The organism is Oceanimonas sp. MB9 (assembly GCF_011319775.1).
Lineage (GTDB): Bacteria > Pseudomonadota > Gammaproteobacteria > Enterobacterales > Aeromonadaceae > Oceanimonas > Oceanimonas doudoroffii.
This window is the reverse complement of sequence record NZ_VFBE01000009.1, coordinates 474,086-498,601: the sequence shown is the minus strand read 5'-3', so window position 1 is coordinate 498,601 and position 24,516 is coordinate 474,086. Positions and strand designations below refer to the sequence as shown.

Annotated in this window: 27 protein-coding genes; 16 read left to right on the top strand and 11 right to left on the bottom strand. The window is 57.3% G+C overall.

The features are described from left to right. The first annotated feature begins 25 nt into the window (after positions 1–25). From OJHNALOF_RS13695 to OJHNALOF_RS13680, 4 genes are all read left to right on the top strand, one after another. Entirely contained in the window at positions 26–556 is a 531-nt protein-coding gene (locus tag OJHNALOF_RS13695) for a hypothetical protein (protein WP_206063711.1), read from the top strand. Positions 557–766: 210 nt separating this feature from the next. Continuing rightward, positions 767–1,576 carry an HNH endonuclease gene (locus OJHNALOF_RS13690; protein ID WP_165662358.1) on the top strand — a complete coding sequence of 270 codons (810 nt, stop codon included), beginning with the start codon at positions 767–769 and terminating at the stop codon, positions 1,574–1,576. A 126-nt stretch (positions 1,577–1,702) separates the two neighbouring features. Then, positions 1,703–1,915 (top strand): hypothetical protein, encoded by a 213-nt coding sequence (locus OJHNALOF_RS13685; RefSeq protein ID WP_165662357.1) that lies wholly within the window; start codon positions 1,703–1,705, stop codon positions 1,913–1,915. Further along, positions 1,908–2,426 (top strand): hypothetical protein, encoded by a 519-nt coding sequence (locus OJHNALOF_RS13680; RefSeq protein ID WP_165662356.1) that lies wholly within the window; start codon positions 1,908–1,910, stop codon positions 2,424–2,426. Before OJHNALOF_RS13685 ends, OJHNALOF_RS13680 begins: the two co-directional genes overlap by 8 nt. 28 nt (positions 2,427–2,454) lie before the next feature. Here OJHNALOF_RS13680 and OJHNALOF_RS13675 read toward each other — a convergent pair whose 3' ends face one another. Both OJHNALOF_RS13675 and OJHNALOF_RS13670 read right to left on the bottom strand, forming a co-directional pair. Beyond that, positions 2,455–2,583, bottom strand: coding sequence for a DUF4112 domain-containing protein (locus OJHNALOF_RS13675; protein WP_165662593.1), 129 nt, complete (start codon positions 2,581–2,583; stop codon positions 2,455–2,457). A 45-nt stretch (positions 2,584–2,628) separates the two neighbouring features. Continuing rightward, positions 2,629–3,210, bottom strand: coding sequence for a LysE family translocator (locus tag OJHNALOF_RS13670; RefSeq protein WP_206063710.1), 582 nt, complete (start codon positions 3,208–3,210; stop codon positions 2,629–2,631). A gap of 138 nt (positions 3,211–3,348) precedes the next feature. On the opposite strand from OJHNALOF_RS13670, the gene OJHNALOF_RS13665 reads away from it, so the two are divergent. Next, positions 3,349–4,242, top strand: coding sequence for a LysR substrate-binding domain-containing protein (locus OJHNALOF_RS13665; protein WP_165662355.1), 894 nt, complete (start codon positions 3,349–3,351; stop codon positions 4,240–4,242). A 252-nt stretch (positions 4,243–4,494) separates the two neighbouring features. On the opposite strand, the gene OJHNALOF_RS13660 is transcribed toward OJHNALOF_RS13665, so the two are convergent. Both OJHNALOF_RS13660 and OJHNALOF_RS13655 read right to left on the bottom strand, forming a co-directional pair. Then, complete coding sequence (locus tag OJHNALOF_RS13660; protein ID WP_165662354.1) at positions 4,495–6,168, bottom strand: BCCT family transporter; 1,674 nt, start codon at positions 6,166–6,168, stop codon at positions 4,495–4,497. A gap of 101 nt (positions 6,169–6,269) precedes the next feature. After that, the gene (locus OJHNALOF_RS13655) at positions 6,270–7,742 is read right to left on the bottom strand and encodes a M81 family metallopeptidase (RefSeq protein WP_165662353.1); all 1,473 of its coding nucleotides are present in this window, start codon (positions 7,740–7,742) and stop codon (positions 6,270–6,272) included. A gap of 218 nt (positions 7,743–7,960) precedes the next feature. Between OJHNALOF_RS13655 and OJHNALOF_RS13650 the strand changes: the two genes are divergently transcribed. The 4 genes from OJHNALOF_RS13650 to OJHNALOF_RS13635 all read left to right on the top strand — a co-directional run bounded on the left by OJHNALOF_RS13650 (position 7,961) and on the right by OJHNALOF_RS13635 (position 11,215). Then, positions 7,961–8,749, top strand: coding sequence for a helix-turn-helix transcriptional regulator (locus OJHNALOF_RS13650; RefSeq protein ID WP_165662352.1), 789 nt, complete (start codon positions 7,961–7,963; stop codon positions 8,747–8,749). 76 nt (positions 8,750–8,825) lie between these two features. Then, complete coding sequence (locus tag OJHNALOF_RS13645; protein ID WP_165662351.1) at positions 8,826–9,173, top strand: DOPA 4,5-dioxygenase family protein; 348 nt, start codon at positions 8,826–8,828, stop codon at positions 9,171–9,173. Positions 9,174–9,391: 218 nt separating this feature from the next. Then, the gene (locus tag OJHNALOF_RS13640; RefSeq protein ID WP_165662350.1) at positions 9,392–10,750 is read left to right on the top strand and encodes a GntP family permease; all 1,359 of its coding nucleotides are present in this window, start codon (positions 9,392–9,394) and stop codon (positions 10,748–10,750) included. A 51-nt stretch (positions 10,751–10,801) separates the two neighbouring features. Next, entirely contained in the window at positions 10,802–11,215 is a 414-nt protein-coding gene (locus tag OJHNALOF_RS13635; protein ID WP_165662349.1) for a hypothetical protein, read from the top strand. Positions 11,216–11,320: 105 nt separating this feature from the next. Here OJHNALOF_RS13635 and OJHNALOF_RS13630 read toward each other — a convergent pair whose 3' ends face one another. Continuing rightward, positions 11,321–12,043, bottom strand: a complete 723-nt coding sequence (locus OJHNALOF_RS13630) for an SDR family oxidoreductase (protein WP_165662348.1) — start codon at positions 12,041–12,043, stop codon at positions 11,321–11,323. Positions 12,044–12,163: 120 nt separating this feature from the next. Here OJHNALOF_RS13630 and OJHNALOF_RS13625 point away from each other — a divergent pair, with 120 nt between their 5' ends. After that, positions 12,164–13,090: a LysR family transcriptional regulator gene (locus tag OJHNALOF_RS13625; RefSeq protein WP_165662347.1), complete on the top strand. Its 927-nt coding sequence runs from the start codon at positions 12,164–12,166 to the stop codon at positions 13,088–13,090. 90 nt (positions 13,091–13,180) lie between these two features. After that, entirely contained in the window at positions 13,181–13,870 is a 690-nt protein-coding gene (locus tag OJHNALOF_RS13620) for an aspartate/glutamate racemase family protein (RefSeq protein WP_165662346.1), read from the top strand. 45 nt (positions 13,871–13,915) lie between these two features. Here the strand turns inward: OJHNALOF_RS13620 and OJHNALOF_RS13615 are convergent, their stop codons facing one another. Further along, entirely contained in the window at positions 13,916–14,281 is a 366-nt protein-coding gene (locus OJHNALOF_RS13615) for a DUF4112 domain-containing protein (protein WP_094198937.1), read from the bottom strand. A 163-nt stretch (positions 14,282–14,444) separates the two neighbouring features. Between OJHNALOF_RS13615 and OJHNALOF_RS13610 the strand changes: the two genes are divergently transcribed. Genes OJHNALOF_RS13610 through OJHNALOF_RS13600 form a run of 3 tightly spaced genes read left to right on the top strand, consistent with a single transcriptional unit; the run spans position 14,445 to position 17,239 of the window. Beyond that, positions 14,445–15,428, top strand: coding sequence for a TRAP transporter substrate-binding protein (locus OJHNALOF_RS13610; RefSeq protein ID WP_165662345.1), 984 nt, complete (start codon positions 14,445–14,447; stop codon positions 15,426–15,428). Between the two features lie 3 nt (positions 15,429–15,431). Next, entirely contained in the window at positions 15,432–15,935 is a 504-nt protein-coding gene (locus OJHNALOF_RS13605) for a TRAP transporter small permease subunit (protein ID WP_165662344.1), read from the top strand. After that, positions 15,935–17,239: a TRAP transporter large permease gene (locus OJHNALOF_RS13600; RefSeq protein ID WP_165662343.1), complete on the top strand. Its 1,305-nt coding sequence runs from the start codon at positions 15,935–15,937 to the stop codon at positions 17,237–17,239. The genes OJHNALOF_RS13605 and OJHNALOF_RS13600 overlap by 1 nt, the downstream gene beginning before the upstream one ends. Positions 17,240–17,298: 59 nt before the next feature. Here OJHNALOF_RS13600 and OJHNALOF_RS13595 read toward each other — a convergent pair whose 3' ends face one another. Then, positions 17,299–18,066: an NAD(P)-binding domain-containing protein gene (locus OJHNALOF_RS13595; RefSeq protein ID WP_165662342.1), complete on the bottom strand. Its 768-nt coding sequence runs from the start codon at positions 18,064–18,066 to the stop codon at positions 17,299–17,301. 24 nt (positions 18,067–18,090) lie between these two features. Further along, a complete protein-coding gene (locus tag OJHNALOF_RS13590) occupies positions 18,091–18,381 on the bottom strand; it encodes a helix-turn-helix transcriptional regulator (RefSeq protein WP_094198932.1) in 291 nt (96 codons plus the stop codon). Positions 18,382–18,487: 106 nt separating this feature from the next. Here OJHNALOF_RS13590 and OJHNALOF_RS13585 point away from each other — a divergent pair, with 106 nt between their 5' ends. Both OJHNALOF_RS13585 and OJHNALOF_RS13580 read left to right on the top strand, forming a co-directional pair. Continuing rightward, entirely contained in the window at positions 18,488–19,408 is a 921-nt protein-coding gene (locus OJHNALOF_RS13585; protein WP_165662341.1) for a permease, read from the top strand. A gap of 176 nt (positions 19,409–19,584) precedes the next feature. Beyond that, positions 19,585–20,517 (top strand): 2OG-Fe(II) oxygenase, encoded by a 933-nt coding sequence (locus OJHNALOF_RS13580; RefSeq protein ID WP_165662340.1) that lies wholly within the window; start codon positions 19,585–19,587, stop codon positions 20,515–20,517. 71 nt (positions 20,518–20,588) lie between these two features. On the opposite strand, the gene OJHNALOF_RS13575 is transcribed toward OJHNALOF_RS13580, so the two are convergent. The 3 genes from OJHNALOF_RS13575 to OJHNALOF_RS13565 are packed head-to-tail and all read right to left on the bottom strand — an operon-like array spanning position 20,589 to position 24,505. Continuing rightward, on the bottom strand, positions 20,589–21,368 hold the full coding sequence (locus tag OJHNALOF_RS13575; RefSeq protein ID WP_165662339.1) for an electron transfer flavoprotein subunit beta: 780 nt from the start codon (positions 21,366–21,368) through the stop codon (positions 20,589–20,591). Then, entirely contained in the window at positions 21,358–22,575 is a 1,218-nt protein-coding gene (locus OJHNALOF_RS13570) for an electron transfer flavoprotein subunit alpha/FixB family protein (RefSeq protein ID WP_094198927.1), read from the bottom strand. Before OJHNALOF_RS13570 ends, OJHNALOF_RS13575 begins: the two co-directional genes overlap by 11 nt. Further along, positions 22,568–24,505 carry a (Fe-S)-binding protein gene (locus OJHNALOF_RS13565; RefSeq protein ID WP_165662338.1) on the bottom strand — a complete coding sequence of 646 codons (1,938 nt, stop codon included), beginning with the start codon at positions 24,503–24,505 and terminating at the stop codon, positions 22,568–22,570. Before OJHNALOF_RS13565 ends, OJHNALOF_RS13570 begins: the two co-directional genes overlap by 8 nt. Positions 24,506–24,516 lie beyond the last annotated feature (11 nt).

Here is a 24,516-nt window from a genome sequence, read left to right as displayed (position 1 = left end):
TGCGTTAACAGTCATAGGAGAAACCGTGCAGATCTTTGTAAGCCGACCAACTTGGGTTTCTTCTGAGTTCGAGGAAGGGCTAAATATATTTTTAATGAATCTGGCTAATATGGGGTTAACCCCCAGAACGCTTGGTTCAACTGACTATCCAAGCAAAGCACCGTTGGACGAAGTTCTTGAAATCATGGAACAGTGCCAGGGAGCAATTATTCTTGGCTATCCGCAATTGAAAATTGATTCTGGCTTAATCAAAGACTCCATAATCAAAAACCCTATTACCTTGCCAACCGAATGGAATCATATTGAAGCTGCATTGGCTTATTCAAAGTCTTTGCCGATTATGGTTCTCCACCATAAAGGTGTTTCCAGAGGTGTTTTTGATCGTGGCGTAATGAATGCCTTTATCCACGAAGTAGATTTTTCAAAGCCTAGCTGGTGTATGGCGCCAGAGCTGAATGGCGCATTCCAAAAGTGGAAATCAAATTGCGAGTTAGGTAGCCCAAATTTTAGAAGTGTGGCCAAAGTAGATCCATCCAAGCCACTGTGCCCAAATTGAAGCACCACATCTAAGCCAATATACCTTAGTGAACTTCCAAAAAAATTTAGGCTGGGAAAGTGGACATGCACCAAATGTAATTACATCCAGCAATGACTGTCAACAAGTTGCTCAAATACGTTCCGGCCGCAAAAAGCGCGGCCTCCACCGGACAGCCTACGCTCCGCTTCGGCTGCCGTTTAGCAAGGCGTTATACATCAAGGAAGTATCATGCAATTTTTCTGGGTTAATCAATCTAAATTCAAAATAGAAAAAGAACTTGGAGTTATTCGAGCTGATACTCGTGACTCTGAACATCACGCTAGGATAAGGATATTTGAGGTTAGAAAAGGAGATGTAATATTTTCTTTTTCAAAAGCTGGCTTTCAAGCGGTACTAGTTGCGGAGGAAAATGCTGACGAAAGTAACAAAAACTGTGCGGTAGCTTGCACATATTATACTTTTGAAAGCAGTTTCGACTTAGATGCTACAGTTCAGCTTGTCCAAGAACACTTGCAGGGTTTGTATTCTCCAGTTGACTCTGAAGGAAATAGAAACCAAGGGTATTTGTATCCTATAAATGAAAAAGCGGCACTAACTTTACTTTATCTATGTGGTTTAGAAGTTGAGAGTCAGGATACTAAAACAGAAAGCGAAAAAACTTATCCCCCAAGAAAAGAAACATCAGTTAGCCGAATAATTAGAAATACAAAAATATCTAAAAATGTGAAGGACATATATGAAAACTCTTGTCAGGTTTGTGGGATACAATTGACCATTAGTAATGGACCTTATTCAGAAGGGGCTCATATCATACCTTTAGGTCAGCCTTACAATGGGCCTGATGAAGAATCAAATATTTTATGCCTTTGTCCAAATCATCATGTTCTTCTTGATGGATTTGCATTCTCTATAGCAGAGGATGGGGAACTAATTGGTTTAGAAGGTCACTTAAATATTAGCAAAAAACACAAAATATCTGAAAAAAGTTTAGAATGGCATAAAATGATGTATAACAAAGCCATCAAGTCGGATTCGTAACAGTTGGCTTGGTTCCGCGCTTTGCTACACAGTTTAGCCAACAATTTCTCACCGCTTATGACGGCGTTCGCATCACATGGTGGCATTTGAACTATGTTTGCAGGGATTAGAGAGAGGAAGAAGATCATGTCTTTTGATTCAATATTAAAGACCCTTGGAATTCGAGAAAAATCTCTTGCAGAAAAAGTAAACGATCGAATTATGAAAGGTTACAAGCCTAGCGTCATGGCCAAAGCTGTAGTTGGGAAGGTCTCTCCCAAAAAGTTTAATGAAATGATGGAAGATGCAAGCAAAAAATATAATGAAAAGCATGAAGTTAAGGTTTTCAAGGATGAGTAAAGCGTATAACCAAATGCACGAGAAGTTGGTGAAAAACAAACAAGATTTTGCAGGTATGATCGCCTATTCGATATACAAAGCTGAAAAAAGAGACGCTATTCGCAGGGGCCGAAACGTAGAAGAGTTTACTAAGTTAAAACTACAACCTAATGAAGTTAATAAATATAAAAAGGAAGCTGAAGAGTTAGTCAATATTTTCTTGCAAACAGCTGCAGACGAAGAAATTAACAAAGTCAAAGAACAATTAATAAAAGAAGTTGGAAAAATAACTGTCAAAGGCTTACCTTCAGATCCTTTGTATAAGAAGTTTAAAAGTTGGCATAACAATGGTGCAGCAGGAGTGGTTGGAAACTTTTGGACTGGCGCTATAGTGGCTATTTTTGTGTGGCTTTTTGCAGACCCAGCTACTTGGGAGAAAGCTCAAGAGAGTGCAAAGCAAGCTGTTACTAATATCGTAGCTCATCCAACTGTCCAAAGTGATGCTAACAAAGCAACACAGCCGGACACGTAAACTCGCCGCTGGTTGCGGCGTTACTCCCCTATTGGCGCTCAAAATACCTCTCAATCAACCGCACATTACGCCTATTGGCCTTAAAGCCAAAGTCGAACAGATCACCGACCACGGGAATGCTGCCTATCACTACTTCCAGCAGCACGTTCAGTCCCATACTCAACAGCCACTAACACCCGGCTGTTGAGTATCAATTATCCCCTCACGTCTTGATCGCCAGCAAGGCACTAAAGGTCAGCAGTCCCGCCCCACAGGCCTGGTTCAATCGCTTCTCCATGCTCAGCAAGTGTTTTTGCAATGCGCTGGAGGTAAACAGCATGGCCACCATACAGAACCAGAGCCCGTGCAGTGCCATCATGTAAAGCCCGTACAGTAGCGCCGAACAGTTGCCACCGGCGTCCGGTGTGATCAGCTGACTGAATATGCTCAGGAAAAACAGCATGGTTTTGGGGTTTAACAGGTTACATAAAAAGCCCTGCGCCAAGCATTGCAATACGGCGACCTCTTTTTGACGGTCCGCCATCACCTCAAGATTGGCGCCGGCCGTTACTATTCCCTTCACCCCCAGGTAAAACAAATAGCCACAGCCTGCATAGCGCACCGCATTAAACAGCACTTCATTCTGTGAAATCAGGTAACTGATCCCCAGCATCGAATAGGCGATGTGCACACAGATGGCCAAGCTGACCCCGAGCGCAGTCCAGACCCCTGCCCTTCTTCCCCGGTTGACGCTGTTTTTCAGCACCAGAATAAAATCCGCCCCCGGGCTGATGACGATAAGCAACCCCAGAACAGCGAGACTCAACCACTCCGTACCCCCTCCCCCATTGATTCATAACGAACTAATAGCGCTCATTGTAGGGACTTTTGGGAGTGGCTATAATCGAAAAAATCTCGGTCATTATGTGAGTAAAAATCACACATGAGACACCTGAAGGCGTTCCACATCTTTCATATGGCGGCATCGTCAGCCAGTTACAGTGAAGCGGCACACAAGCTGAACATTACCCACGGCGCTGTGAGCAAGCAGATCAAGGTGCTGGAGCAGTACCTGTCTCAGCCCTTGTTTTACAAGCAGGGGCGAAACGTACGCCTGACCCGGGAAGGCGAGCTGCTGAAAAGCTATACCGAGCAGGCGTTCAACGCCCTGGATGCGGGCGTGAGCATGCTCTCCCGGCTACAGAACCCCTGCCTGGAGGTGTCGTGCGAGCCCACGTTGACCATGCGCTGGCTGATGCCGCGTTTGTCGGACTTTCACCTGCAATCGGGGGTGGATGTCAGATTGTCGACCGCGGGCGGGCCCGTCACGCTGGGCACGACCGGGTTAGCCATGGCCATTCGCCGGGATGATTTTGTGTCGCTGCACGACTATCGAAAGACGCCCCTGGTGGAGGAATGGGTCGGGCCCGTCTGCTCACCGGAATATTGGGAGCTGGTCAAAGCCGACCTCGGCAACATCAAGCTGCTCCATAGCCAGACGCGGCCGAAAGCCTGGGCAGACTGGTCTGCCGGATATGGCGACTCGTTTCTGGCGGACAATGTGCACCAGACCTTTGCGCATTTTTATTTCTGTATTCAGGCGGCCGTGGACGGCCTGGGTGCGGCCATTGGCTCGTATCCGCTGGTGGTGGATGAGCTGAAGCGCGGCAACCTGATCGCCCCCTTCGGGTTTAGGTTGTCCGGGCACAGCTACATTTTGCTAAGCCAGAACCAAGCGCCCGATGAGCCGGAGCAAGCGTTTATGCACTGGCTACAGCACCACTTGCGAGAATGCGTGCCGACCCAAGCCGAGGCACAGGGCCAGCTGCCTTGCTGACAGCCGGCATCACCCGCAAGCAAAGGCAAAGCGGCCAATCAGCGTTCAAGGGGCCGATGCGAACGCCGGCGGTTTGGTGGCATGAATGATCTAGCTTATTCCTGAACAAAGGGATGCCTTTGTCAGCGCATCGCTAAGCAGGTTCCACAGGTTTTAACGATCAGAGATAGCAAAAAGAAAAACTCAGCCCTTTATCTATCGAGCTGTGGCTCGCATAAACCGGGCTGAGTTTCTTTCCTTTACAGGGTGCCGTTACTCGGTGCAGTGCTTTAAGGCTTTCTTACTGCTTTTGCAGTCGATAAACAGCACCTTGCCCAATGACAGGCACATCATCACCATGACCACGTTAAAGGGCAGCGCGCCTATTACCATGGCATTTTGAATGGCCTTGCGTGGGTCGGTGCCCGACTCACTGCCCGCAATCAGCAAAGAGGCAATCAGCAGGGTTAACAGCACGCCCCACAGCACCCGGTGGCGTACGCTGGCATGCACATTGCCGCCCGAGGAGATGGTGTTCAATACCAAAATGCCCGAGTCGGATGAGGTCACCAGAAAGGTCACAATCAGCACCAAACACATGATGGTCATCAGGTTCAGGAACAGGCCGTTGCCCAGCAGCACTCTCAGGTTTTCAAACAGCATATTGGTAACACTGGCATTAATAATGGCGCCGTTGGCCAGGCCGCTGAGCTCGGCGTCGATGGCGGTGCCGCCCACCACCACCAGCCACACAAAGCAGAACAGGGCGGGAGCAATCATGGCGCCAAGCACAAATTCGCGCAATGAGCGGCCCCGTGAGATGCGGGCAAGAAAGAGCCCAACAAAGGGGGCAAAGGCAATTTGCCAGGCCCAGTAAAAGGTCGTCCAGCCCTTCTGCCAGTCACCCAAGGGCGTGTCGGTCGGGTATGCGGAGAATGACACCTCAACCAGGTGAAGAAGATAGTCACCCAGTGCGCTGGCATAGGTGGTGGTGGCAAACAGAAAAGAGCCAAATATCACAAAGGTCAGCAGCAACCCCATTGATAGCACCAGGTTCAGGTTTGATAAATACTTTATCCCCTTCCCCACCCCCGACACGGCGGAAATAATAGACAGCGACATAATCAGGAACAACGCCGTCAGCAGCCCCACAATGCTTGGCTGCGGTGCCTGGCCGTCGGTTACCTTCACCAGCCATGCCATGTCGGTGATCGCATACATGCCATCCACAAACTGACTCACTCCAAAGCCAATGGTCACGGAAATGCCCAGAATGGTGGCCACCATGCCCATAATGTCGAACACATGGCCCAGCATGCCGTTCATGCGCCGGCCAAACAACGGGGTGAGCGCCGTTCTAATGGTCAGCGGCAGCCCGCGGGAATAAGACAAATAGGCAAGGGTCAGGCCCACCACCACGTAAATGGCCCACATATGAAAGCCAAAATGGGTGAAGGCATATCGAAAGCTGGAGGTCAGGGCGTCGGCGCTGTAGGGCTCCACTTCACCGGCCACAATGGCCGGGTTGCTGCCCCAGAGCCCAACCGGCTCGGCGGTGGAATACACCATCAACCCCACGCCCAGCCCGGCGCCAAACATCATGGAAAACCAAGAAATGGTGGAGAATTCGGGCTTTTCACTCTGTTTGCCCAAAATCCGTTTACCCGTTACCGGAATAAACGCAATCAACAACAGAAAAAAGGCAAAGCCGCCAACCGTTAAAATATAAAACTCGTTAAACCAGCCTAATAACAGGGTGTTGGTAATGCCAAGGCTTTCATTTGCGCTTTGCGGCCATATCAATGCCCAGATCAGCAAGGAAGACATAACAAACTTGCTGATCACAGACACCGGCATGCTGTAGCCCTGGTAAAATCCGTTAGTGTTGACCTTTATCTTTATTCCATCAAATAGATCTTTCACTTTTACTACCTCTCTTGCTTCCATGTAAGGCTCATGCGCGACTGCAAATAACACCCGCATAAGCACCGTACCAAAGAGTCCAGCGTTCTATCTTTTTCTTTTAAGCAGCCTTATTGAACTCCGACTTAATACGCCACCGCTTCGTTCTCAAATGGGTTTTCTACCGCGGGCCAAAAATCCAGGGCGCGGTCCTGATATACAATTTCATTAATATTTGGATTCACCCGGCCCGGCGTGGCACAGAAAATCACCTTTGACGAGATGGCCGCAAACGGCGTGTAGAAATGAAACAGCGACTTCACCACAATCAGTGATTTTTGTGACAGATCTATGCCCATTTGCTCAAATGCCTCGGGGTGATACACCTGAATTCTCAGGTTGTTGATGATCAGATCCACCCCGTTTTCCGCCTGAAACCACACCACGGTTCCTAACGGTTCCAGGCCGGCGCCGAGGTGCTGCCCCACATTATCGGCAATGCGCATAATGCGCCCTCGAATATCCACCGGGCTGCCCGAGGCCGACTCCACCTTGCCCCCCAGGCGCAGGTTAATCTCTGCCCCTTCGCCGGCATCAAGGCAAAAGCGCACGGCCATTGGGTCCCAGTAAAGCCCGGAGGCCACATTGGTCAGCCCGCGTTTCAGCACTTCCTGCAGCACATAGGTTGCATCACCGGGTGCACCCGCCCCCGAGTTGTCCGACATATCCGCCAGCACCACGGGGCCATCAGTCACGGTGGCGGCCAGCGCCAGAGCCTCATCCAGGTCCGGATATTGCCGGGTCACCGCGTGGCGCTCAGCAAACAGCCGCCTGCCAAGCTCTTGTGCCTTGTTTGCCGCCAGCTCGTGGTCGGCATCGGTGATCACCAATACGCGGGTGCCAACCTCTTCCAGATCGGCCCAGGGAAAGCCATGGGCCAACGACACCGACAAAATATTGTGCTCTTGCTCCAGCGCCTGCATGTGCTGCACAAAGTCACGCATGGCGCCTTCTTTAGTGAGATAGAGGGAGATCATGCGGCAATCATAACTGGCCATGACCGGTTTGATTTCACCGGCCGCCGTGCGCTGCGCCAGGTCAAAGATTTCATGGGCGCGATCAGAGGCATCATCATGCGGGTATTCCTTGAACATGATGATCAGATCACAGGCATCCTCCATGGCCGGAGTCAGGTGGCAATGCAAGTCCAGCCCAATGCCAATCACCGCATTGGGGCACAGCGCGCGCACGGCCTGGGTGATATCTCCTTCGCAGTCATCCACGCCCTCGGCCACCATGGCGCCGTGCAGTTGCAGCAACACCACGTCCGGCTGACCCGCCTTGTTCAGATCATCAATAATTTCGCCCTTCAGTGCGGCATAGGCGCTTTTGGTGGTTCGCCCGGCGGGCTCGGCAATGGCGGCCAGACTTTCCGTTACTTGCCAGCCCAACGCCTCTGCCCGCTCCCGCCAAACATGAAGGGCTTCGGTCATTAAATTGGGGGGCTCCTGAGTGGCAGTGCCGTGCCTGAGAAAATAATCTTCGTAATTCTGCAATGACGTGGGCAGGGGTGAGAATGTGTTGGTTTCCGTGCTGAGAGTAGCAATAAATAGATGCATGTCGACTCCGCTATTTTCTTGAAAATTAATGCGTTAACCCTGAGTTAAACCGTTAGTCCCTTAACAACATTAAAAAAATAACCTGCTTTCTCACCCCGTTTCATCATTGCTTCATCTTTCACCATTATCAGGAAGCCCAAACGGCTTGCAACTAAGCGAGTTTATGCTAGTTTAGGTTTTGTTATGCGCTTACATTGAGTTGATACAGACGCCGATTCATGAGTACACACTTCTCCCAGAACCTGCGATATCTGTGCGCCGAGCGGGGTTCAGCGGCACAGGTGTGCCGCGATATCGGCATTAATCAGCAGCAGTTCAGCAAATACCTTACCGGGCGGGCCAAACCTTCCAGCCACAATCTACGACGCATTTCCCGCTACTTTGGTGTGCGAGATGAAGACATGTTTGAAGCCCCCGAACAGCTTATTCATGCCTACCAGAAAAATTCGGCCAAAACCGGCAGCCGGACCGACCCCTTTTATGATGCCTTTCCCGGCAGCCTGCGCGACCTCCGGCGTTTTTTAGGGGTTTATCAAACATTTAATTTATCTCCGGCCGCCCCGGATGGCGTGGTGGTGGCGCTAACCATGCTGGAGGAGCATGAGGGGCTGGTTTACAGCAAAACCGTAGACTCCATGCTGATGCGCTCGGAAGATGCGCGGCAAAGCACGGTTTATGAGGGCAAGGCCGCCTATCACGGTGAGCGTTTGTTTGTAATGGAGTTTGAGTCCCAAAACAGCGGCTCTTTTATGATGACCACCCTGTTCCCCCCACATCGTTACCGCAGAAAATACCTGTTTGGCATGGTTTCTTTTCTTGCGTCGTCGCCTCATCGCATGCCTTATTCTTCGCGCACGGTCTGGGAGCGGCTGGATACCGCCACCCTGCCAAATATTACCCCGGATAAATGCGGCGAGTTTCCGCTGCATTCATCCAGAATCGGGCCAACCATTCGCGACTTTCTGCTTGATGACTCTCCCGTTATGCCGGACTTTACGTCGTTTTAACGGTGATCACTCTATTCCCAGCCAGGCGGGTTTTTAATGCTTGCCTGCGTTCTTCACTCAGCCAAGGTATTTAACAATGTCAAGAGCACCGGTTAATCAATACGATGCCTACCACGCCCACGTTTATTTTGATGCGCACACGCTGGCCTTTGCCACTGAATTGTGCCAGCGCATTGCCAATGAGTTTTCCCTTGAGGTGGGCCGCATTCATCAAAAGCCGGTGGGGCCGCATACCCGGTGGAGCTGCCAGGTGAAGTTTACTCATGCCGACTTTGACCGCTTTATTCCCTGGCTGGAGCGGCATCGCGGCACGCTGAGCGTGCTGGTGCATGCCGACACCGGCGACGATCTGGCGGATCACACCACCCATGCCTACTGGCTGGGCGATGCGGTGAAGCTGAATGTGCAAATGTTCAAACGCTGAATAACATTCATTAAAACAATCCCTTACCAAGTCTTGCGACCAAGGCCAAGCCCCCTTTGAGCACAAGGGGCTGGCGTGATGGCAAGCAAGTTTGCCGCTCGCCGCGTTTTTGAAGCGACGCGGTTGAATCCTCTCTGCCAATGGCGCATATTCGGCAACGGTTTTCGAGCATTTAACGCAAGCAATATACCCTTAACGCTCAACAGGGAATGATGACCATGAGTACCGTCTTGATTCTGATCGCCGTTATCGCCTTTATCGTGATAACCACGGCGCGGTTTAAGTTACATCCATTTATCTCTTTGCTGCTGGCGGCGTTTTTGCTCTCGTTCGCCAGTGGTTTGCCCATCGCCGACATCGCCAAAAACATCAGCAATGGCTTTGGCGGCATTCTGGGTTACATTGGCCTGGTCATTGTGCTGGGCACCATTATTGGCGGCATTCTTGAAAAAAGCGGCGCCGCCATTACCATGGCGGAAACGGTTATTAAAATATTGGGCCCCCGCTTTCCCACGCTTACCGTTTCCATTATTGGTTATCTGGTGTCCATTCCGGTTTTTTGTGATTCGGGCTATGTCATTCTGAACTCGCTCAAGCAATCCCTGGCCAACCGCATGCGGGTTTCCAGCGTGGCCATGAGTGTGGCACTGGCAACGGGTTTGTATGCCACTCACACCTTTGTGCCTCCCACCCCGGGCCCCATTGCGGCGGCGGGCAACCTGGGCCTGGAGGCAAGCCTGGGCACCGTGATTGCCGTTGGTTTGCTGGTGGCGGGCTGTGCGGCCATTGCAGGCCTGCTGTGGGCAAATCGCTTCAAGCATGAGCTGCCCGACGGTGAAGGTGCCGAAGAGCTGCTGGAAAAGGCCGAAGAGTTCGAGGCCATGAAGCAGCGCTATGGCGCGCTGCCCGGCGCCTTCAATGCCTTTGCCCCTATCTTTGTTCCCATTCTGCTTATCTGCCTGGGCTCGGTGGCCAACTTTCCTGCCGAGCTGATGGGCAAAGGGGCGCTCTATGACGTGGTTAACTTTCTCGGTCAGCCGCTGAATGCCCTGTTTATTGGCTTGTTCCTGTCGTTCAACCTGATTAAGGGCAATAACCGGCTGGAGCAGTTCTCCGACTACATTGCCAACGGCCTGGTGGCGGCCGCCCCCATTTTGCTGATCACTGGTGCCGGCGGTGCCTTTGGTGCCGTGATCAAGGCCACCGATGTGGGCAGCTATCTGGGCACGGCCCTGTCGGGCCTGGGCATCGGTATTTTTATGCCGTTTATTGTGTCGGCGGCGCTGAAATCGGCGCAGGGCTCGTCCACTGTGGCGCTGGTGACCACTTCGGCGCTGGTGGCGCCCATGCTGGGCGACATTGGCCTGGGCAGTGAAATGGGCCATGTGTTAACGGTAATGGCCATTGGCGCCGGTGCCATGACGGTGTCGCACGCCAACGACAGCTTTTTCTGGGTGGTGACCCAGTTCAGCAAAATGAGCGTGCCACAGGCTTATCGTGCCCAAACCATGGCCACCCTGGTGCAGGGCGTTACCGGCATGGCGGTGGTATATATTCTGAGCCTGGTGCTGTTGTAAGGCCGCCCTGGCGGCCTTCCCAGCGATCAACCTGAAACACAAGGAGCGAACATGGGGCTGGTGCTGCTGCCGTTAGTGGTGGCCTGGATAGCGGGCGCGGTTTATGCCGTGAGCATATGGTATTCCATTTTCAGTGGTCACACGCCGCTGCCTTACTCCCTTGCGGTGCTGATGCTGGCCTGCGCCGGGGCGCTGGCCTATGCCTGGCGAGGGTTGTCTCGCTTCAAGGGCAGGAACAAGGTGGGTGCGTTTGAGATACCGCTGTTTTTGCTGCTGAACCGGTGTGCCATGCTGGTGTTTGCGCTGGCCGCCGCCGTTCACTATTTCGAGTGGGGCTCGGCCCTGCTCTCTCACGGGCCGGCCCTCAGCTTTATGCTGGCCTTTGCCACCTCGGCCGGCACGCTGGCGGGCAGCCTTTGTGCCGGCGTTTTTGTCGCCAGACAGGGCATCGAAATCACTTACTAGCTGCTTGGCGGCAACGGCCGCTTTTAAACACGTTAACGACCAGGGCGCTGCCACCCTGGTCGTTTATTTATGCCTTTGGCTTACCGACAAGACCGAGTGCGGTGATCAGGCCGGCTGCCGCGTGGCGGCAATGGTAATGTCGCGAATGTTGACGTTCTGCGGCTGCTGATACATAAAGAGCGCGGCACGGGCGATATCGTCCGCCACCAGCACGCCGCCCATGGCGGTTTTCCACTCTTCATAACCGGCAATAATGTCCGGGTTGGAGGTATGGCCCAGCAGTTCGGTGTCTACCGCGCCCGGGTGAATGGCCATGACGCGCACGCTGCTGTCGGCCACTTCTTCGCGCAGGTTTTCGGTTATGGAGCTGACCGCGAACTTGCTGCCCACATAGGCGGCGTGGTTGGGAAAGCTCTTTTTGCCGGCAATGGAGCTCACATTCAAAATGGTGCCCCGGCCTCGGGCGGTCATGTCGCCCAGCACCGCCTGAATGCCGTTCAGCAGGCCCAGCACGTTTACGTCAAACATGCGCTTCCACTCGGCGGCGTCTTGGATATTCAACTGCCCCAGCAGCATCACGCCCGCATTGTTTACCAGCAGATCTGCCGGGCCGTAGACGGCTTCGGCCTCTTGAATGGCGCCGCGAAACGCCTCGGCGTCGGTCACATCCACCCGGCGGCACAGGGCGTTGGGCAGATCCAGGGCTTCAAGTTGCTCAACCCGGCGCGCCAGCAACAGCAGCGGATGCCCTTCATTTGAAAACTGCCGGGCAATGGCCGCGCCAATGCCGGAGGATGCGCCCGTAATCACTACCAGTGGTTTTGCCATCATCTTTCTCCTAAGCCCCGGGCCGCCAACATGGCGGGCCGGCTGTGAAACACGGGCGTATTGTGGCCAAGGGCGGTATTATGAAAAATGGGCACATTTCAAAAAGGCTGTTCGCTTTTTATGAACAATATCTCCTGGCGCTGGGTGCGCGCCTTTCTGCTGGTGGCCGAGCACGGCAGTTTTACCGCGGCCGCCGATGCCTCCGGCCAGTCCAAGGCCAATCTAAGCCAGCAGGTGACCGAGCTGGAGCAGGCGCTGCAAGTGCAGCTGCTGCACCGCACCACACGCAGCCTGCGCCTGACCCAAATTGGAGAGGGTTATTTCGAGCGCAGCCAGCTGGCCTTTCGGCAGCTGGAGTCCGCCGCCGAATGGGCCATGCAGTCAACCAAAGAGCTGAAAGGGGTCATTCGCATGAACTCGGTGGGCGGCATTATTGGTGAAGAGCTGATAGCCCCGCTGGTGTTTCGTTTTCAGCAGGCGCACCCGGGTGTGGAAGTGGAGCTGGACTTCTCCAGCCCGCGGGTGGATCTGCTGAGCAGCCCTTATGATCTGGTGGTGCGCATGGGCGTGCTGGAAGACTCCTCCCTGGTGGCCCGCAGCCTGCACCGGGTCACCACTCGCTATGTGGCCAGCCCGGCGTTTTTGGCACAACACGGCCCGGTGCGCGAGCCCGCCGATCTGCGAGGGCTGCCCCTTATCTACGGCAGCGTTGAGCACTGGCTGCTGGAGCGCGGCACCGAGCAGCAGCTTATTCAGGCAAAAAACGGCTTCAGGATCACCAGCGGCCGGGCCATGCGCCAGGCCGCGCTGTCTGGCCTTGGGGTTACCCGGCTGACCGACGCCTATGTGCAGACCGACATTGACCGGGGCGCGCTGGTAGAGGTGCTGCCGGAATGGTCCCAGACCACTCAGCTCTCGCTGGTGTGCCCGCCCCACCGCTTTCAGCTGCAACGCGTGCGCGGGTTGATGGACTGGCTGAAAAGCCACTTTGCCGGCGTCTATGCCAGTGCCCTGCAACAAACGCAACCACTGGGGCCCATGGCATAACTGACCGGCCCTTGGTTGTTAAACCTTGACCGGGCAAAACCCTGCCTGAATACTTTTTGGCTTGCGCGGCTCACCAACAAGAGTAACAACATGAAAACGATAGGCCTGATTGGCGGCATGAGCTGGGAGAGCACCCTTGGCTATTACAAAGAGATCAACGAAGGGGTCAAGCAGCGCCTTGGCGGCCTGCACTCCGCCAAGATCGTGCTGCACAGCGTGGATTTTCAGCCGATAGAGCAGCTCCAGCACCGCGGCGACTGGGCCGGCACCGCCGACATCCTGATTGATGCCGCCAAAAGCGTGGAAGCGGGCAGGGCCGATTTTGTATTGATCTGCACCAACACCATGCACAAGGTGGCCGCAGACATCGAGCGAAACATCCATATTCCCCTGCTGCATATTGCGGATGCCACCGCCGAAGCACTGACTCAGGACGGCGTAAGGAAAGTGGGCCTGCTGGGCACCGCCTTTACCATGGAGCAGGACTTCTACAAGGGAAGGCTGACCGAACAATACGGCCTTGATGTGGTTGTGCCCAACGAGGCCGACCGCAAAATTGTTCACGATATCATCTACGGCGAGCTCTGCCTGGGTGAGATCAAAGACGAGTCTCGCCAGGCTTATTTGCGCATCGTTAACGAGCTGCGGCAGGCCGGGGCCGAGGCGGTTATTTTGGGGTGCACCGAAATTGGCCTGCTCATCGGTCAGGAGCACACCGAGGTGCCCCTTTACGACACCACGGTTATTCATGCCGCCAAGGCGGTGGAGTGGGCGCTGTAGCTCGCCTCTCAATTGGCGCCTGGCAGTGACCGGGCGGGCGCCAATTCAGCCTTCGCGCCCCGTTCGCTCAAAATAGTCCTCCATCAACCGCACATTGCGGCGGTTGGCCTTGAAGGCAAAGTCGAACAGATCCCCAAGAATGGGAATGCTGCCAATCAGCACTTCCAGCAGCACGTTCAGGCCCATGCGCGCCAGCAGGGTAACCGGCAGTTTCATGCGCGCGGCCTGCAGCACTATGTAGCCCGACAACGCGGCACCGGCCAGATCCCCCACCCCGGGCACCAGCCCCATGATGCCGTCCAGGCCAATGCGAAAACCGCCGGGCAGCCGAACGGCGCTGTCCAGCAGCCAGGCCAGACGATCCAGCCTGGCACGGGTTTCCTGAGTGTGGTTTGAATTGCGGCTGGGCATGGTTGTCCTTGTGGTTACATTGAAGGCCTGGCGACACTCGTGGGGCCATTGCGGGAGTATACGCCACGTCGTGGGCGGATATGTTTGAGTCGCTTTTACTGCGTCGTCTCTCAGCACGAGTTCACATACTCAGGTGAAACTTACCGTCAGGGATGACCATATCATGCAAAAAACCCTCTCCGCACTCGCCTTGTCACTGGCCTTGCTGTTGCCGCAACACACCACCGCCGCCACCAGAATGGACTTCTCCAATGAATATAATCACAGCTCCATTCATGCCGAAGGAGACGGCTACTTTATCGACAAGGTCAAGGAGCTGACCAGCAACGAGGTCACCATCGCCCTGCATACCGGTGGGGCGCTCGGCTACAAGTCGGCAGATCATTTCTATGCCGTGGCAGACAATGCCATTCAGCTGGCAGATACCTTGGCCGGCACCCTGGCGGGAGTAGACCCCATTTTTGCGCTCTCTTCCCTGCCCTTTCTGGTGCGCAACGAAGATGACGCAGAACGCTTGTACCGGCTGGCACGCCCCCACTATGACAAGGTGTTTGCCGATAACGATCAGATCCTGCTGTATGCCTCACCCTGGCCGGCCAGCGGTATCTGGGCAAAACAGGAAGTGGCCTCTACCGCCGGCCTGAATAACCTGAAGATCCGTACCTACGACAAGAACGGCACCCTTACCCTGAAAAATGCCGGCGCCTCTCCGGTCAACCTGTCGTGGGCCGATGTGGTGCCGCAACTTTCCACCGGGGGCATCAGTGCGGTGCTGACCTCCGCCGAAGCCGGTGCCAACGCCAGTTTCTGGGAGCACCTGGAGCACTACAGCGCCATTCAATATGCCATTCCGCTGAATATGGTGCACATGAACCGCAGTGAGTTTGAACGTCTGTCGCCTGAGCAACAAACCGCCGTGCTCGAAGCCGCCCGTCAGACCGACGAACGCAACTGGCAGCAGGTGCGCGCCCGCGTAGCCGAAAACTATCGCACGCTGCAGCAACACGGGGTGGCCATCAAGGAACAACTGCCTACCGAGTTCATGCAGGAATTGCAGGCGGCGGCCCACACCACCACGGAGCGCTGGCTGGAAGAAACCGGTGAGCGAGGCCGGCAGATCCTTGAGCAATTCCGGCAGGGAAGCTGAGTCATGGCTGCGCTCATCATTGGATTCAGCCGCCGGCTTAACCAGCTGGCGGGCTGGCTTGCCATGGGACTTATTCTCTATATCACCGCGCACATATTGCTGGAGATAGGGTTGCGGCTGTTTGGCCACTCAACCTTTGTGCTGGATGAGTTTGTGGGCTACGGCGTTGCCACCATGACCTTTCTTGGCCTTGGATATGCCCTTGAGCGAGGCTCACTTATTCAGGTGAAGCTACTGGTGGAAAAGCTGCCCGCCCGCTGGCACTGGCTGCCCGAGCTGTTTGCCACCCTGGTGGCACTGGTCACCTTCACCATTCTGGCCCTGGCATGGGGCAAGAACGTCTGGCGCAGCTATCAGCGCGGCACCCTGAGTGACACCCTGGCGGAAACCCCTATCTGGATACCCGAAGGCATGGTGTTGCTGGGTATGGTGTTGCTGTGCCTTACCCTGCTTGGCAAGGCCCTGGCCCTGCTTGCGCCAAATAACAACCCGCAGGGAGCACACTGATGGAAACCATCATGCTGGCGGCCGGCGTGCTCGGCCTTATTTTTCTGTTTCTGGGGCTAGGCACCTGGATTTTTGCCGGGCTGGCGGCGGTGGCGCTCGGCTCGCTGGTGTGGCTGGGCGGCTTTGATCTGGAGCGCGCCGGTGCCATATTGAGTCGCATTCTTTATCGCGCGGGCAACGCCTGGGAGCTGTCGGCCATACCGTTGTTTATTCTGATGGGGGAGCTGATTTTTCGCTCCAATATCTCGGACCGGCTGTTTCGAGGCCTGGAGCCCTGGGCGCAGAAGGTGCCGGGCGGCATTTTACACACCAATGTGTTTGGCTGTGCCATTTTTGCAGCCGTCAGCGGCTCCAGTGCCGCTACCACCGCCACCATTGGCAAGATCACCACCAATGAACTGTCTCGTCGGGGTTATGACCGGCATCTGTCCATTGGCTCTCTGGCCGGTGCCGGCAGCCTGGGTCTGTTGATCCCGCCGTCCATTGTCATGATTGTTTACGGTGTGCAGGCCGAGGTGTCCATCAGCCAGCTGTTTATGGCCGGTGTGATCCCCGGCCTGCTGATCGCCCTGCTTTATTCCGGCTATATCATGGCACTGGCGCTGTATCGACCAGACAAGGCTCCGCGCGCAAACGCGGGCGGGCTGTCACTGCTGAACAGCCTTGCCTGTCTGGCCCCCGTGTTCCTGCTGATTGTGCTGGTGATGGGGGCCATTTATTCAGGCATTGCAACCCCGTCGGAAGCCGCCGCTGTCGGTGTGGCCGCCACCCTGGGGCTGCTGGCCGCAGAGCGCCAGTTAAACCTCGCCATGTTCAAGGAGGCGCTGGCCGCCACCCTGCTGAACGCCACCATGGTATGCAGCATTCTGGTCACCGCCGCCCTGCTCTCCACCGCCATGGGATATTTGCACCTGCCCCGGGAGCTGGCGAGCTTTATTGCCGAGCAAGCCCTTTCTCCCGCCTGGTTACTGGTTGCGCTGGCCCTGTTTTACATTGTGCTGGGACTGTTTCTGGACGGCATCTCCATTACGGTAATGAGCCTGCCGATAACCCTGCCCATTGTGCAACTGGCGGGCTTTGATCCCATCTGGTTCGGGGTTTTTCTGGTGATCATGGTGGAGCTTGGGCAGATCACACCGCCCGTGGGCTTTAATCTCTTCGTGTTGCAGGGGCTGACCGGTGAACACATTGGCAGGGTAGCCTACTCCGCCCTGCCCTTTTTCATGCTCATGTGCCTGGCCGCCGCCTTAATTAGTTTTTACCCCGGCCTTGCGCTGTGGTTGCCCCGGTTGCTGACCGGCTAGGGATTACAGGCCATGCGTTGTTTCGAAGCCCTCGAAGGCATGATCTTCGAGGGCTGCGCTTACTCTGCCTTGCTTACCACATCCATGGCGTCGGACCAGGCCTGCAGGCCGTTGTTCGCGTTGATGTGCTCCAGGCCTTTCAGGGTAAAGGTGCCGGGGGTGGCAATGCCGTTGCCAATGTCGCCGTAGTCAAGCTCGGGGCGGGATTCGGCCAGGGCCATGGCACTGGTGATGGAGTTCACCACCATTTGCCGGGCGGCGTGCTGGCTCATGCCCTGCGCCACGCTCCAGTCAATGAGCTGCTGCACCAGAAAATAGCTCCAGCCATGCAGGCAGCCGTGGGCCAGGGCCACGTCAAACAGGGCTTCCGACTCCAGCACAATCACCTTGCCCATGGCGCCGAACAGGGCCTCGGCGGTGGCGTTGGCCGGAAACTGCGGCACCGGCCCGGCGCCGACCTCCACACTGGCCGGCGGCAGCACGCGCACCAGGGTGGCGCCCTGCAGCGCCGCGTGTTGCCGCAACTGCTGCAACGACACTCCCGCCATGGCCGACATCACCAGCTGGCCGGGCTTGAAGGTCAGCCCTTGCACCAGCTCGCTCAGGCTCTTCGGCCGCACCGCCAGCAGAATGATGTCGCTGCCCTCCACCACTTCCTGATTGCTGCCGGCCACCTCGCACCGGCACTGTTCGGCCAGCCGGCTGGCCGCTGCGGCGTTACGCGGGCTTAGAATAATGCGCCTTTGGTCACCGCCGTTGCGCAGGCCGGTTACCGTATAGGTGGCCAGGTGGCCAACGCCCAGAATGCCCAGAGTGGCAGTGGTCATGTCGGTGTTCTCCTTTGGCTGTGTTTAGCGTTCGTCCATACAACACTCATCCTGCAGGAAGCCAATCACCGACTGCAAGCGTTCAAACTCGGCCACGCAATAAAGCGTACGCCCTTCCCGCCGCTGAGAGATAAGGCCGGCCGAGGCCAGGCTGGCAATATGGTGAGAGAGGGTTGAGCCCGGCACGGCCAGCTGCTCTTGCAGGCCTCCCACCGCAATGCCCTGATAGCCCGCCCTGACCACCTTTCTGTAGATCGCCAGCCGGGTAGGATGGCCCAGTTCTTTCAATGCCTTGGCAACCGTTTCCAGCTCCACACGCGAACCCTCTTTAAAAATATATTTCGATATTAATAGAAATGTCTTGATCCGTCCAATGCTCCCCTTTATATTTCGAATATTCTAGAAATATAGGAATTAGGTTATGCCCGATATCACCATGAAAATGATGCAAGACACCCTGAACATGTTCGCCTTTCTGGCCGCCGAGCTGACGGTGCTGTTTCTGTTGATAAGCTACCTGGTGGGTGTGCTGCAGGAGTACATTCCGCCCCGGAAAATTCAGCGCATTCTCAGTGGCCGAAACGGCAGGGGTTACCTGGTCGCCGGCTTTCTGGGGGCAATTACCCCATTTTGCTCGTGCTCGACCATTCCCTTTCTGAAGGGGCTGTTAAGGGCCAGGGCGGGCTTTGGAACCATGATGGTGTTCCTGTTCGCCAGCCCGCTGTTAAACCCGGTGATCATCGGCCTGTTTGCGGTCACCTTTGGCCTGCAGGTCACCCTGTTCTATTTCGTGATGGCCATGGGGGTGTCGGTGGTGGCCGGCTATCTGCTGGAAAAGCTGGGCTTTGAGCAGTTCGTCAAGCCGGAGGCCTATATTGAGCCCCAGTCAAAGGGCTGTGGTGCGGTATGCGCAGGCCAAGCTGCGGCACCAATCAGCAAGTGGCGCCGAATCTGGCAGGCCACCTGGAAAGACTTTAAAAAGGTGCTGCCCTACCTGATTGGCGGCATTGCCCTGGGCTCCATGATCTACGGCTTTATGCCCACCGAGCTGGTGGCCCGGCTGGCCAATGACAGCAACCCCTTTGCCATTCCGGTGGCGGCGGTTATCGGCATTCCCCTGTATATTCGGGCCGAAGCGGTGATCCCGCTCAGTGCCGCCCTTGCTGCCAAGGGCATGGGGCTGGGCGCGGTGATGGCCCTGATCATCGGCAGCGCCGGCGCCAGCCTTACCGAGGTGATTTTGCTGAAGTCCATTTTCAAAAACACCATGATCGTTGCCTTTCTGGCCGTGATCATTGCCATGGCGGTCAGTGCCGGCGTTCTTTACACCTGGCTGTTCTGAGTGAAGGGCCGGCGCTCCTGCGAGCGCCGGCCCTTGTTGTTTCACCACCAATTATATAAAAAACCAGAATTCTTAATCCATTTTACTGTAATTTATCAAGGATATTAATTGCAATATCTTGTGGTCAGCACCATCGCCACGGCGATGGCTTCGTCCTTATTGCCGGAGACATCAAGATGACCACTACCGCTTCTGTCATCCTTCTCAGCCCCTTGCAGCAGGCCCGGGCATTGGCGCTGCCTTCACGAGACGCCATGCTGGCGCGCGCTCCATCGGTACAGCGATTCTGGGACGACAACCGCCAATTGCTCGGCGACGCCTGGCAGGAATGGGAGCAAACCGAACTCAAGGGTGAGTTTGCCCTCAACGATACCCTGCTGGATGCCGGACTGCGTGAGGCGGTGCACCAGGCCTGGCAGGATCCGGACAAGGAGTTGGCAGTCGCCGATCTCTGGCAGGAAGTATCTGCCGGCGTATATCAAGTCCAGTTCTTTGACCCGGCTCGTCTGGGGGAATTGCGCGATTACCTTGAGCAGGTGGCGAATGCGCACATTCCGCTGCGCCCGCCCTATGGCATTGCCCTTAACCGCTATGGTGCCATGCTGGATGCCCGCTCGGAAGGCTACCTCGCCGCGCCCGGGTTTCAGGCCCTTTATCGTGAGCTGATGGACAACTACATGCGCCCGATAGCGCGTTTGCTGTTTCCCGAGGTGATGGGTTACGACAGCCAGACCTTTGGCTTTTCCATTCAGTATCAGCCCGGCATGGACACCTCGCTGCGGTTACATACCGACGCGTCGGCGGCCACGCTCAACGTCAACATCAACCTGCCGGGCGAGGAGTTCGAGGGCTCTGAAGTGGACTTTTATGACCCTGCAACCGGGCGCGTAAACCGACTTGCCTTTGCCCCGGGCATGGCCATGCTGCATCGCGGCAGTGTCGCCCACGCGGCCCAACCCATTACCGGCGGCAAGCGCACCAACCTGGTGATGTGGCTGTATGGCGAAGGGATGCAAATTCCTTATCATCGCGAGCCATACACCGCCAGCAATGCCCGGCAGCGCTGGAGTGTGCCGCAGGTCCCCTCCGATCAGGTTGCACCTTTCTAAGCACACCAGGTGCAGAATAAAAAAACGCCGGCATTTGCCGGCGTTTTGCGTTGTCTTCCCCAAGACAGTGCTTATTTGCGCAATACTCCTTCCTCCACCAACAGATCATAGATGGCCTGGGCGGCGGCCTGAGGGTCATCGCGAATGATTTGCCCCTTGCCGCCCTGGGCCTTGGCGGTGGCCTGCTTGAAGCGGTCGGCGGCGGTCTTGGCACGAGCCACTTTCAGCCGCTTGGGCCTGGGCCTGGCGTCCTGCCACTGCCAGCCATGGCTTTCGGCATCGCGACGCGGGGCCACCGGCAGCTGCTCGGTGATGGCTCCACGCCGGGCCCGGGCAAAGGCGAGCTGACGGGGGCTGGCGGCGGCTTCATCCACACTGGCCACCAGCGGCAGCCGAGCAGTAATGCGCCGGCGCTGGCCCCGTGGCAGGGCCTGCAACAGGGTAACCTCGTCCCCCTCGATGGACTCGATGGCGGCAATGCCGGTCACCAGCGGCCAGCCCAGGTGTTCGGCCAGCAGGTAGGGCAGCATGCCCGAGCCCTCGCCCTGCTCGGCATGAATGCCGGTAAGCAGCAGATCGGGCTGGCGTTCGTCCAGGTAGGGCGCCAGCACCGACAGCGCGTCATCGTCCTGCCCCTGACGCAGCACCGTCATGCGCTGCAGACCCATGCCCAGGTAATCCTGCAGCGCCGGGCGCTCCGGATCGCCGGCATGGATCACCTCAAGCTCGCCCCCCAGGGCAAAGGCCACTTCCAGGGCGCAGGCATCCTGCAGAGCACGGCGGGCGCGGCCCGATACCGGGTGACGGCCTTCACTCACCAGCACCGCAATGTTCAGATGTTCAGGCTGCATCGCTTATCTCCTGCTCCGATTTGGCAGACGCCAGTTCCATCAGCGCCGCCAGAATTTCGCGGCTGTCGCCAATGGCACTCAGGCCGGCCCGCTTGACCATGTCACAGTCGCTGTCCTGGTTGATGGCCACCACCTTTTCCACCTTGCCCAGGCCCTGCAGGTGCTGCACGGCGCCGGAAATGCCCACGGCAATGTAGACCCGGGCACTCACCCAGGTACCGGTGGCCCCCACCTGGCGGTTGCGCGGCATAAAGCCGTCGTCCACCGCCACCCGGCTGGCCCCTTCGGCGGCCCCCAACAAGGTCGCGGCCTGGTGGAACTGCTCCCAGTCGTGTACCCCGTTACCGGCGGAGAGAATAAACTCCGCCTCGGCCAGGGGAATGTCGGACGGATCCACCGCCACCCGGCCCTTATCCTGTACCCGGGCGGTGGGCAAGGCATCGGCCTCAAATTCCACCGGCAGGGTCTGATAGCGGTATTCGGTGCAGGGCATGGCACATTCTTCCAACAGCAACAGCAGCCGGCACAGCGGCCGAGTAATGTCCTGGTGGCCGGCACCGCTGCGGGCAATGAGTTGTTCCCCTTCCCACTTCCACACCCCGGTGGCGGGCCGCTCGCCCAGGGCCACCGACAACCGGCGGCCCAGCTCGGCCGACTCGCCGGCATCGGGAAACAGCCAGTGCAGCGGCTGGTATTCGCTGTCTGCCTGCAGGCACAGCTCGGTCCAGGCTTCGGGCTGGTAGCCCTCCACCCCTTCCAGTTGTAGCAGCCGATCCACCCCGGCCTCGTCAATGCCCTCTTTCAGCTCACCGCACACCAGGCCCAGCACCGCCGTGCTCTGGGCCTGGGCCGCCGCCAGTTGCTGGGCCAGGCCGAGCACGTCCTTGCCGTGCCCGGTCAGGCGGCCGCCGGACAGCGGCAGCCAGACGGCAATGTAGTGCTGCGGACTTTCCACCACATGCAGCGGCAGCTGCGGCTGCTCGCTGGCCTTGCGCACCAGGGTGGTCACCCCGGCGTTGCCGTGCATGTTGAGCCGATCGAGCCGGCGCAGGCCGCTGGGGCCGTATTGCCACTGGGGCCGCGGGTTCTTGCGCAGCAGCCCGGTGGGGCCGCGCAACGGCTGGCCGCTCAGCTCGCCGTGACGCGGATGCAGCCGGTTGCGGGCAATCCAGGCCAGCCGCGGATCCTTGCGAATGACGTCAGACATGGGCTTCCTCCTTGTTCGGCTGCTCGGCAGGCTGCACCAGCGCGTCAAGCAGCAGCTCGGCAATGTCCTTCACCTCGGGCCGGGGCTCCACCACCCCTTCCATCATCAGGGTGCACTGGGGGCAGGCCACCGCCATCAGCTCGGCATCCACCGACCGGGCGTCGTCCATGCGCATGTCGGCAATGCGACGCTCGCCGGGAATGTCGGTGACAGGGGCACCACCACCGCCGCCACAGCAACGGGAGCGGAAACCGCTGCGCTCCATCTCGGTGCGCTCAAAGCCGAGCTGGTCGAGCAGGTAACGGGGCGCGTCATAGACGCCGTTATACCGACCCAGGTAGCAGGGATCGTGGTAGGTCAGCTTGCCGCTCTGGCCATTGCTGAACGCCAGTTTGCCCTGCTGATGCAGCTCGGCCAGCAGCTCGCTGTGATGCACCACGTTCAGCTCACCGCCCAGCTCGGCATATTCGGTGCCCAGGCTTTGCAGCGAGTGCGGATCGGCGGTGACAATGCGGTTAAAGCGGTACTTGCCCAGGGTACGAATATTGGCCTTGGCCAGGCGCTGGAAGGTGGCTTCGTCGCCCAGCCGGCGGGCCAGATCCCCCGAGTCCAGCTCTTCGTTACCGAGAAAGGCAAAGTCCACTCCGGCGGCGCGCATCAGCTGCACCAGGGCACGCAGGGTGCGCTGGTTGCGCATGTCAAAGGCGCCGTCACCTACCCACAGCAGCACGTCGACCTCACCGATGTCCTTCATCAGCGGCATGTTGAGATCGGCGGCCCAATGGCTGCGGCTGGCCGGGGCCAGGCCACCCGGATTGTCGGTGGCAATCAGGTTTTCCAGCACTTCCTGGCCCTTGCCCGGGGTCTGGCCCCGCTCCAGGGTCAGAAAGCGGCGCATGTCGACCACGGCATCCACGTGCTCAATCATCATGGGGCACTCTTCCACGCAGGCGCGGCAGGTGGTGCACGACCACAGGGTCTGGCTGTCGAGCATGCTCTCCACCAGCGGCTTGTCGGGGCAGCCGGTGCGGGCGGCGCCTTCCTGGCCCGGATGCGGGCTGCCGCGGTAGGCCACCTCTTCCTGGGCGGCCAGGCTGGTCACCATGTCCTGAATGAGCTTTTTGGGGTTGAGCGGCTGGCCGGCGGCAAAGGCCGGGCACTTGCTTTCACAGCGGCCGCACTGCACGCAGGCGTCAAAGCCCAGCAGCTGGTTCCATTTAAAATCGGTGACCTTTTCCACCCCCAGCTTGTCGGCGTTCAGATCGAGCGCCTTCAGGCCGGTGTCGCGGCCGCCGCCAAAGCGGGCCGGACGGCGGTGAAAGGCCAGGTGCAGGGCACCGGCAAAGGCGTGCTTCATGGGGCCGCCCCAGGTCATGCCAAACACCAGCTCACCCAGGCCCCAGGCGCACACCGCCAGCAGCACCAGCGCCAGCAGGCCACTGCCGGTGCCCTCGGGCAGAATGCCGGCGGCCGGCAGGGTAGCGATAAAAAAGCCCAGCGAAAACGCCAGCAGGCTTTTCGGCAGTCTTTGCCAGGGGCCACGGGACAGCCGCGAGTTGGGCAGTTCGCTGGCGGGCTTTTGCCGGCGCTTCCATACAAACAGCGCGCCCACCGTCATCAGCAGGCTGGCACCCAGCAACGGCCATACCAGCCAGGCGCTGTGCAGGCCCAGGCCGTGCACCAGCACCACCAGCACCAGCGCCAGCACAAAACCGCCGCCGGTGGCCACGTGGGTATTGGACATGTACTTGTCCCGCGCCACAACATGGTGCAGATCCACCAGATAGCGGCGCGGCATGGCGGCCAGTCCCTGCCAGAAGGCCACGGGGCTGACCTGGCCCCGGCGCCACAGCCGCACCCGGCGCATGGCGCCGATGGCGGCCAGGGCAAAGGCCAGCGTTAACAAATAAGGGATCACAGGCTCGAACATAGCGGGCTCCT

Bases quoted from the DNA above. Each gene is read 5' to 3' on its own strand.
- OJHNALOF_RS13690 (WP_165662358.1), top strand. From the start codon at position 767: ATGCAATTTTTCTGGGTTAATCAATCTAAATTCAAAATAGAAAAAGAA.
- OJHNALOF_RS13685 (WP_165662357.1), top strand. From the start codon at position 1,703: ATGTCTTTTGATTCAATATTAAAGACCCTTGGAATTCGAGAAAAATCT.
- OJHNALOF_RS13680 (WP_165662356.1), top strand. From the start codon at position 1,908: ATGAGTAAAGCGTATAACCAAATGCACGAGAAGTTGGTGAAAAACAAA.
- OJHNALOF_RS13675 (WP_165662593.1), bottom strand. From the start codon at position 2,583: ATGGGACTGAACGTGCTGCTGGAAGTAGTGATAGGCAGCATTCCCGTG.
- OJHNALOF_RS13665 (WP_165662355.1), top strand. From the start codon at position 3,349: ATGAGACACCTGAAGGCGTTCCACATCTTTCATATGGCGGCATCGTCA.
- OJHNALOF_RS13660 (WP_165662354.1), bottom strand. From the start codon at position 6,168: ATGGAAGCAAGAGAGGTAGTAAAAGTGAAAGATCTATTTGATGGAATA.
- OJHNALOF_RS13655 (WP_165662353.1), bottom strand. From the start codon at position 7,742: ATGCATCTATTTATTGCTACTCTCAGCACGGAAACCAACACATTCTCA.
- OJHNALOF_RS13650 (WP_165662352.1), top strand. From the start codon at position 7,961: ATGAGTACACACTTCTCCCAGAACCTGCGATATCTGTGCGCCGAGCGG.
- OJHNALOF_RS13645 (WP_165662351.1), top strand. From the start codon at position 8,826: ATGTCAAGAGCACCGGTTAATCAATACGATGCCTACCACGCCCACGTT.
- OJHNALOF_RS13640 (WP_165662350.1), top strand. From the start codon at position 9,392: ATGAGTACCGTCTTGATTCTGATCGCCGTTATCGCCTTTATCGTGATA.
- OJHNALOF_RS13635 (WP_165662349.1), top strand. From the start codon at position 10,802: ATGGGGCTGGTGCTGCTGCCGTTAGTGGTGGCCTGGATAGCGGGCGCG.
- OJHNALOF_RS13630 (WP_165662348.1), bottom strand. From the start codon at position 12,043: ATGGCAAAACCACTGGTAGTGATTACGGGCGCATCCTCCGGCATTGGC.
- OJHNALOF_RS13625 (WP_165662347.1), top strand. From the start codon at position 12,164: ATGAACAATATCTCCTGGCGCTGGGTGCGCGCCTTTCTGCTGGTGGCC.
- OJHNALOF_RS13620 (WP_165662346.1), top strand. From the start codon at position 13,181: ATGAAAACGATAGGCCTGATTGGCGGCATGAGCTGGGAGAGCACCCTT.
- OJHNALOF_RS13615 (WP_094198937.1), bottom strand. From the start codon at position 14,281: ATGCCCAGCCGCAATTCAAACCACACTCAGGAAACCCGTGCCAGGCTG.
- OJHNALOF_RS13610 (WP_165662345.1), top strand. From the start codon at position 14,445: ATGCAAAAAACCCTCTCCGCACTCGCCTTGTCACTGGCCTTGCTGTTG.
- OJHNALOF_RS13605 (WP_165662344.1), top strand. From the start codon at position 15,432: ATGGCTGCGCTCATCATTGGATTCAGCCGCCGGCTTAACCAGCTGGCG.
- OJHNALOF_RS13600 (WP_165662343.1), top strand. From the start codon at position 15,935: ATGGAAACCATCATGCTGGCGGCCGGCGTGCTCGGCCTTATTTTTCTG.
- OJHNALOF_RS13595 (WP_165662342.1), bottom strand. From the start codon at position 18,066: ATGACCACTGCCACTCTGGGCATTCTGGGCGTTGGCCACCTGGCCACC.
- OJHNALOF_RS13585 (WP_165662341.1), top strand. From the start codon at position 18,488: ATGCCCGATATCACCATGAAAATGATGCAAGACACCCTGAACATGTTC.
- OJHNALOF_RS13580 (WP_165662340.1), top strand. From the start codon at position 19,585: ATGACCACTACCGCTTCTGTCATCCTTCTCAGCCCCTTGCAGCAGGCC.
- OJHNALOF_RS13575 (WP_165662339.1), bottom strand. From the start codon at position 21,368: ATGCAGCCTGAACATCTGAACATTGCGGTGCTGGTGAGTGAAGGCCGT.
- OJHNALOF_RS13570 (WP_094198927.1), bottom strand. From the start codon at position 22,575: ATGTCTGACGTCATTCGCAAGGATCCGCGGCTGGCCTGGATTGCCCGC.
- OJHNALOF_RS13565 (WP_165662338.1), bottom strand. From the start codon at position 24,505: ATGTTCGAGCCTGTGATCCCTTATTTGTTAACGCTGGCCTTTGCCCTG.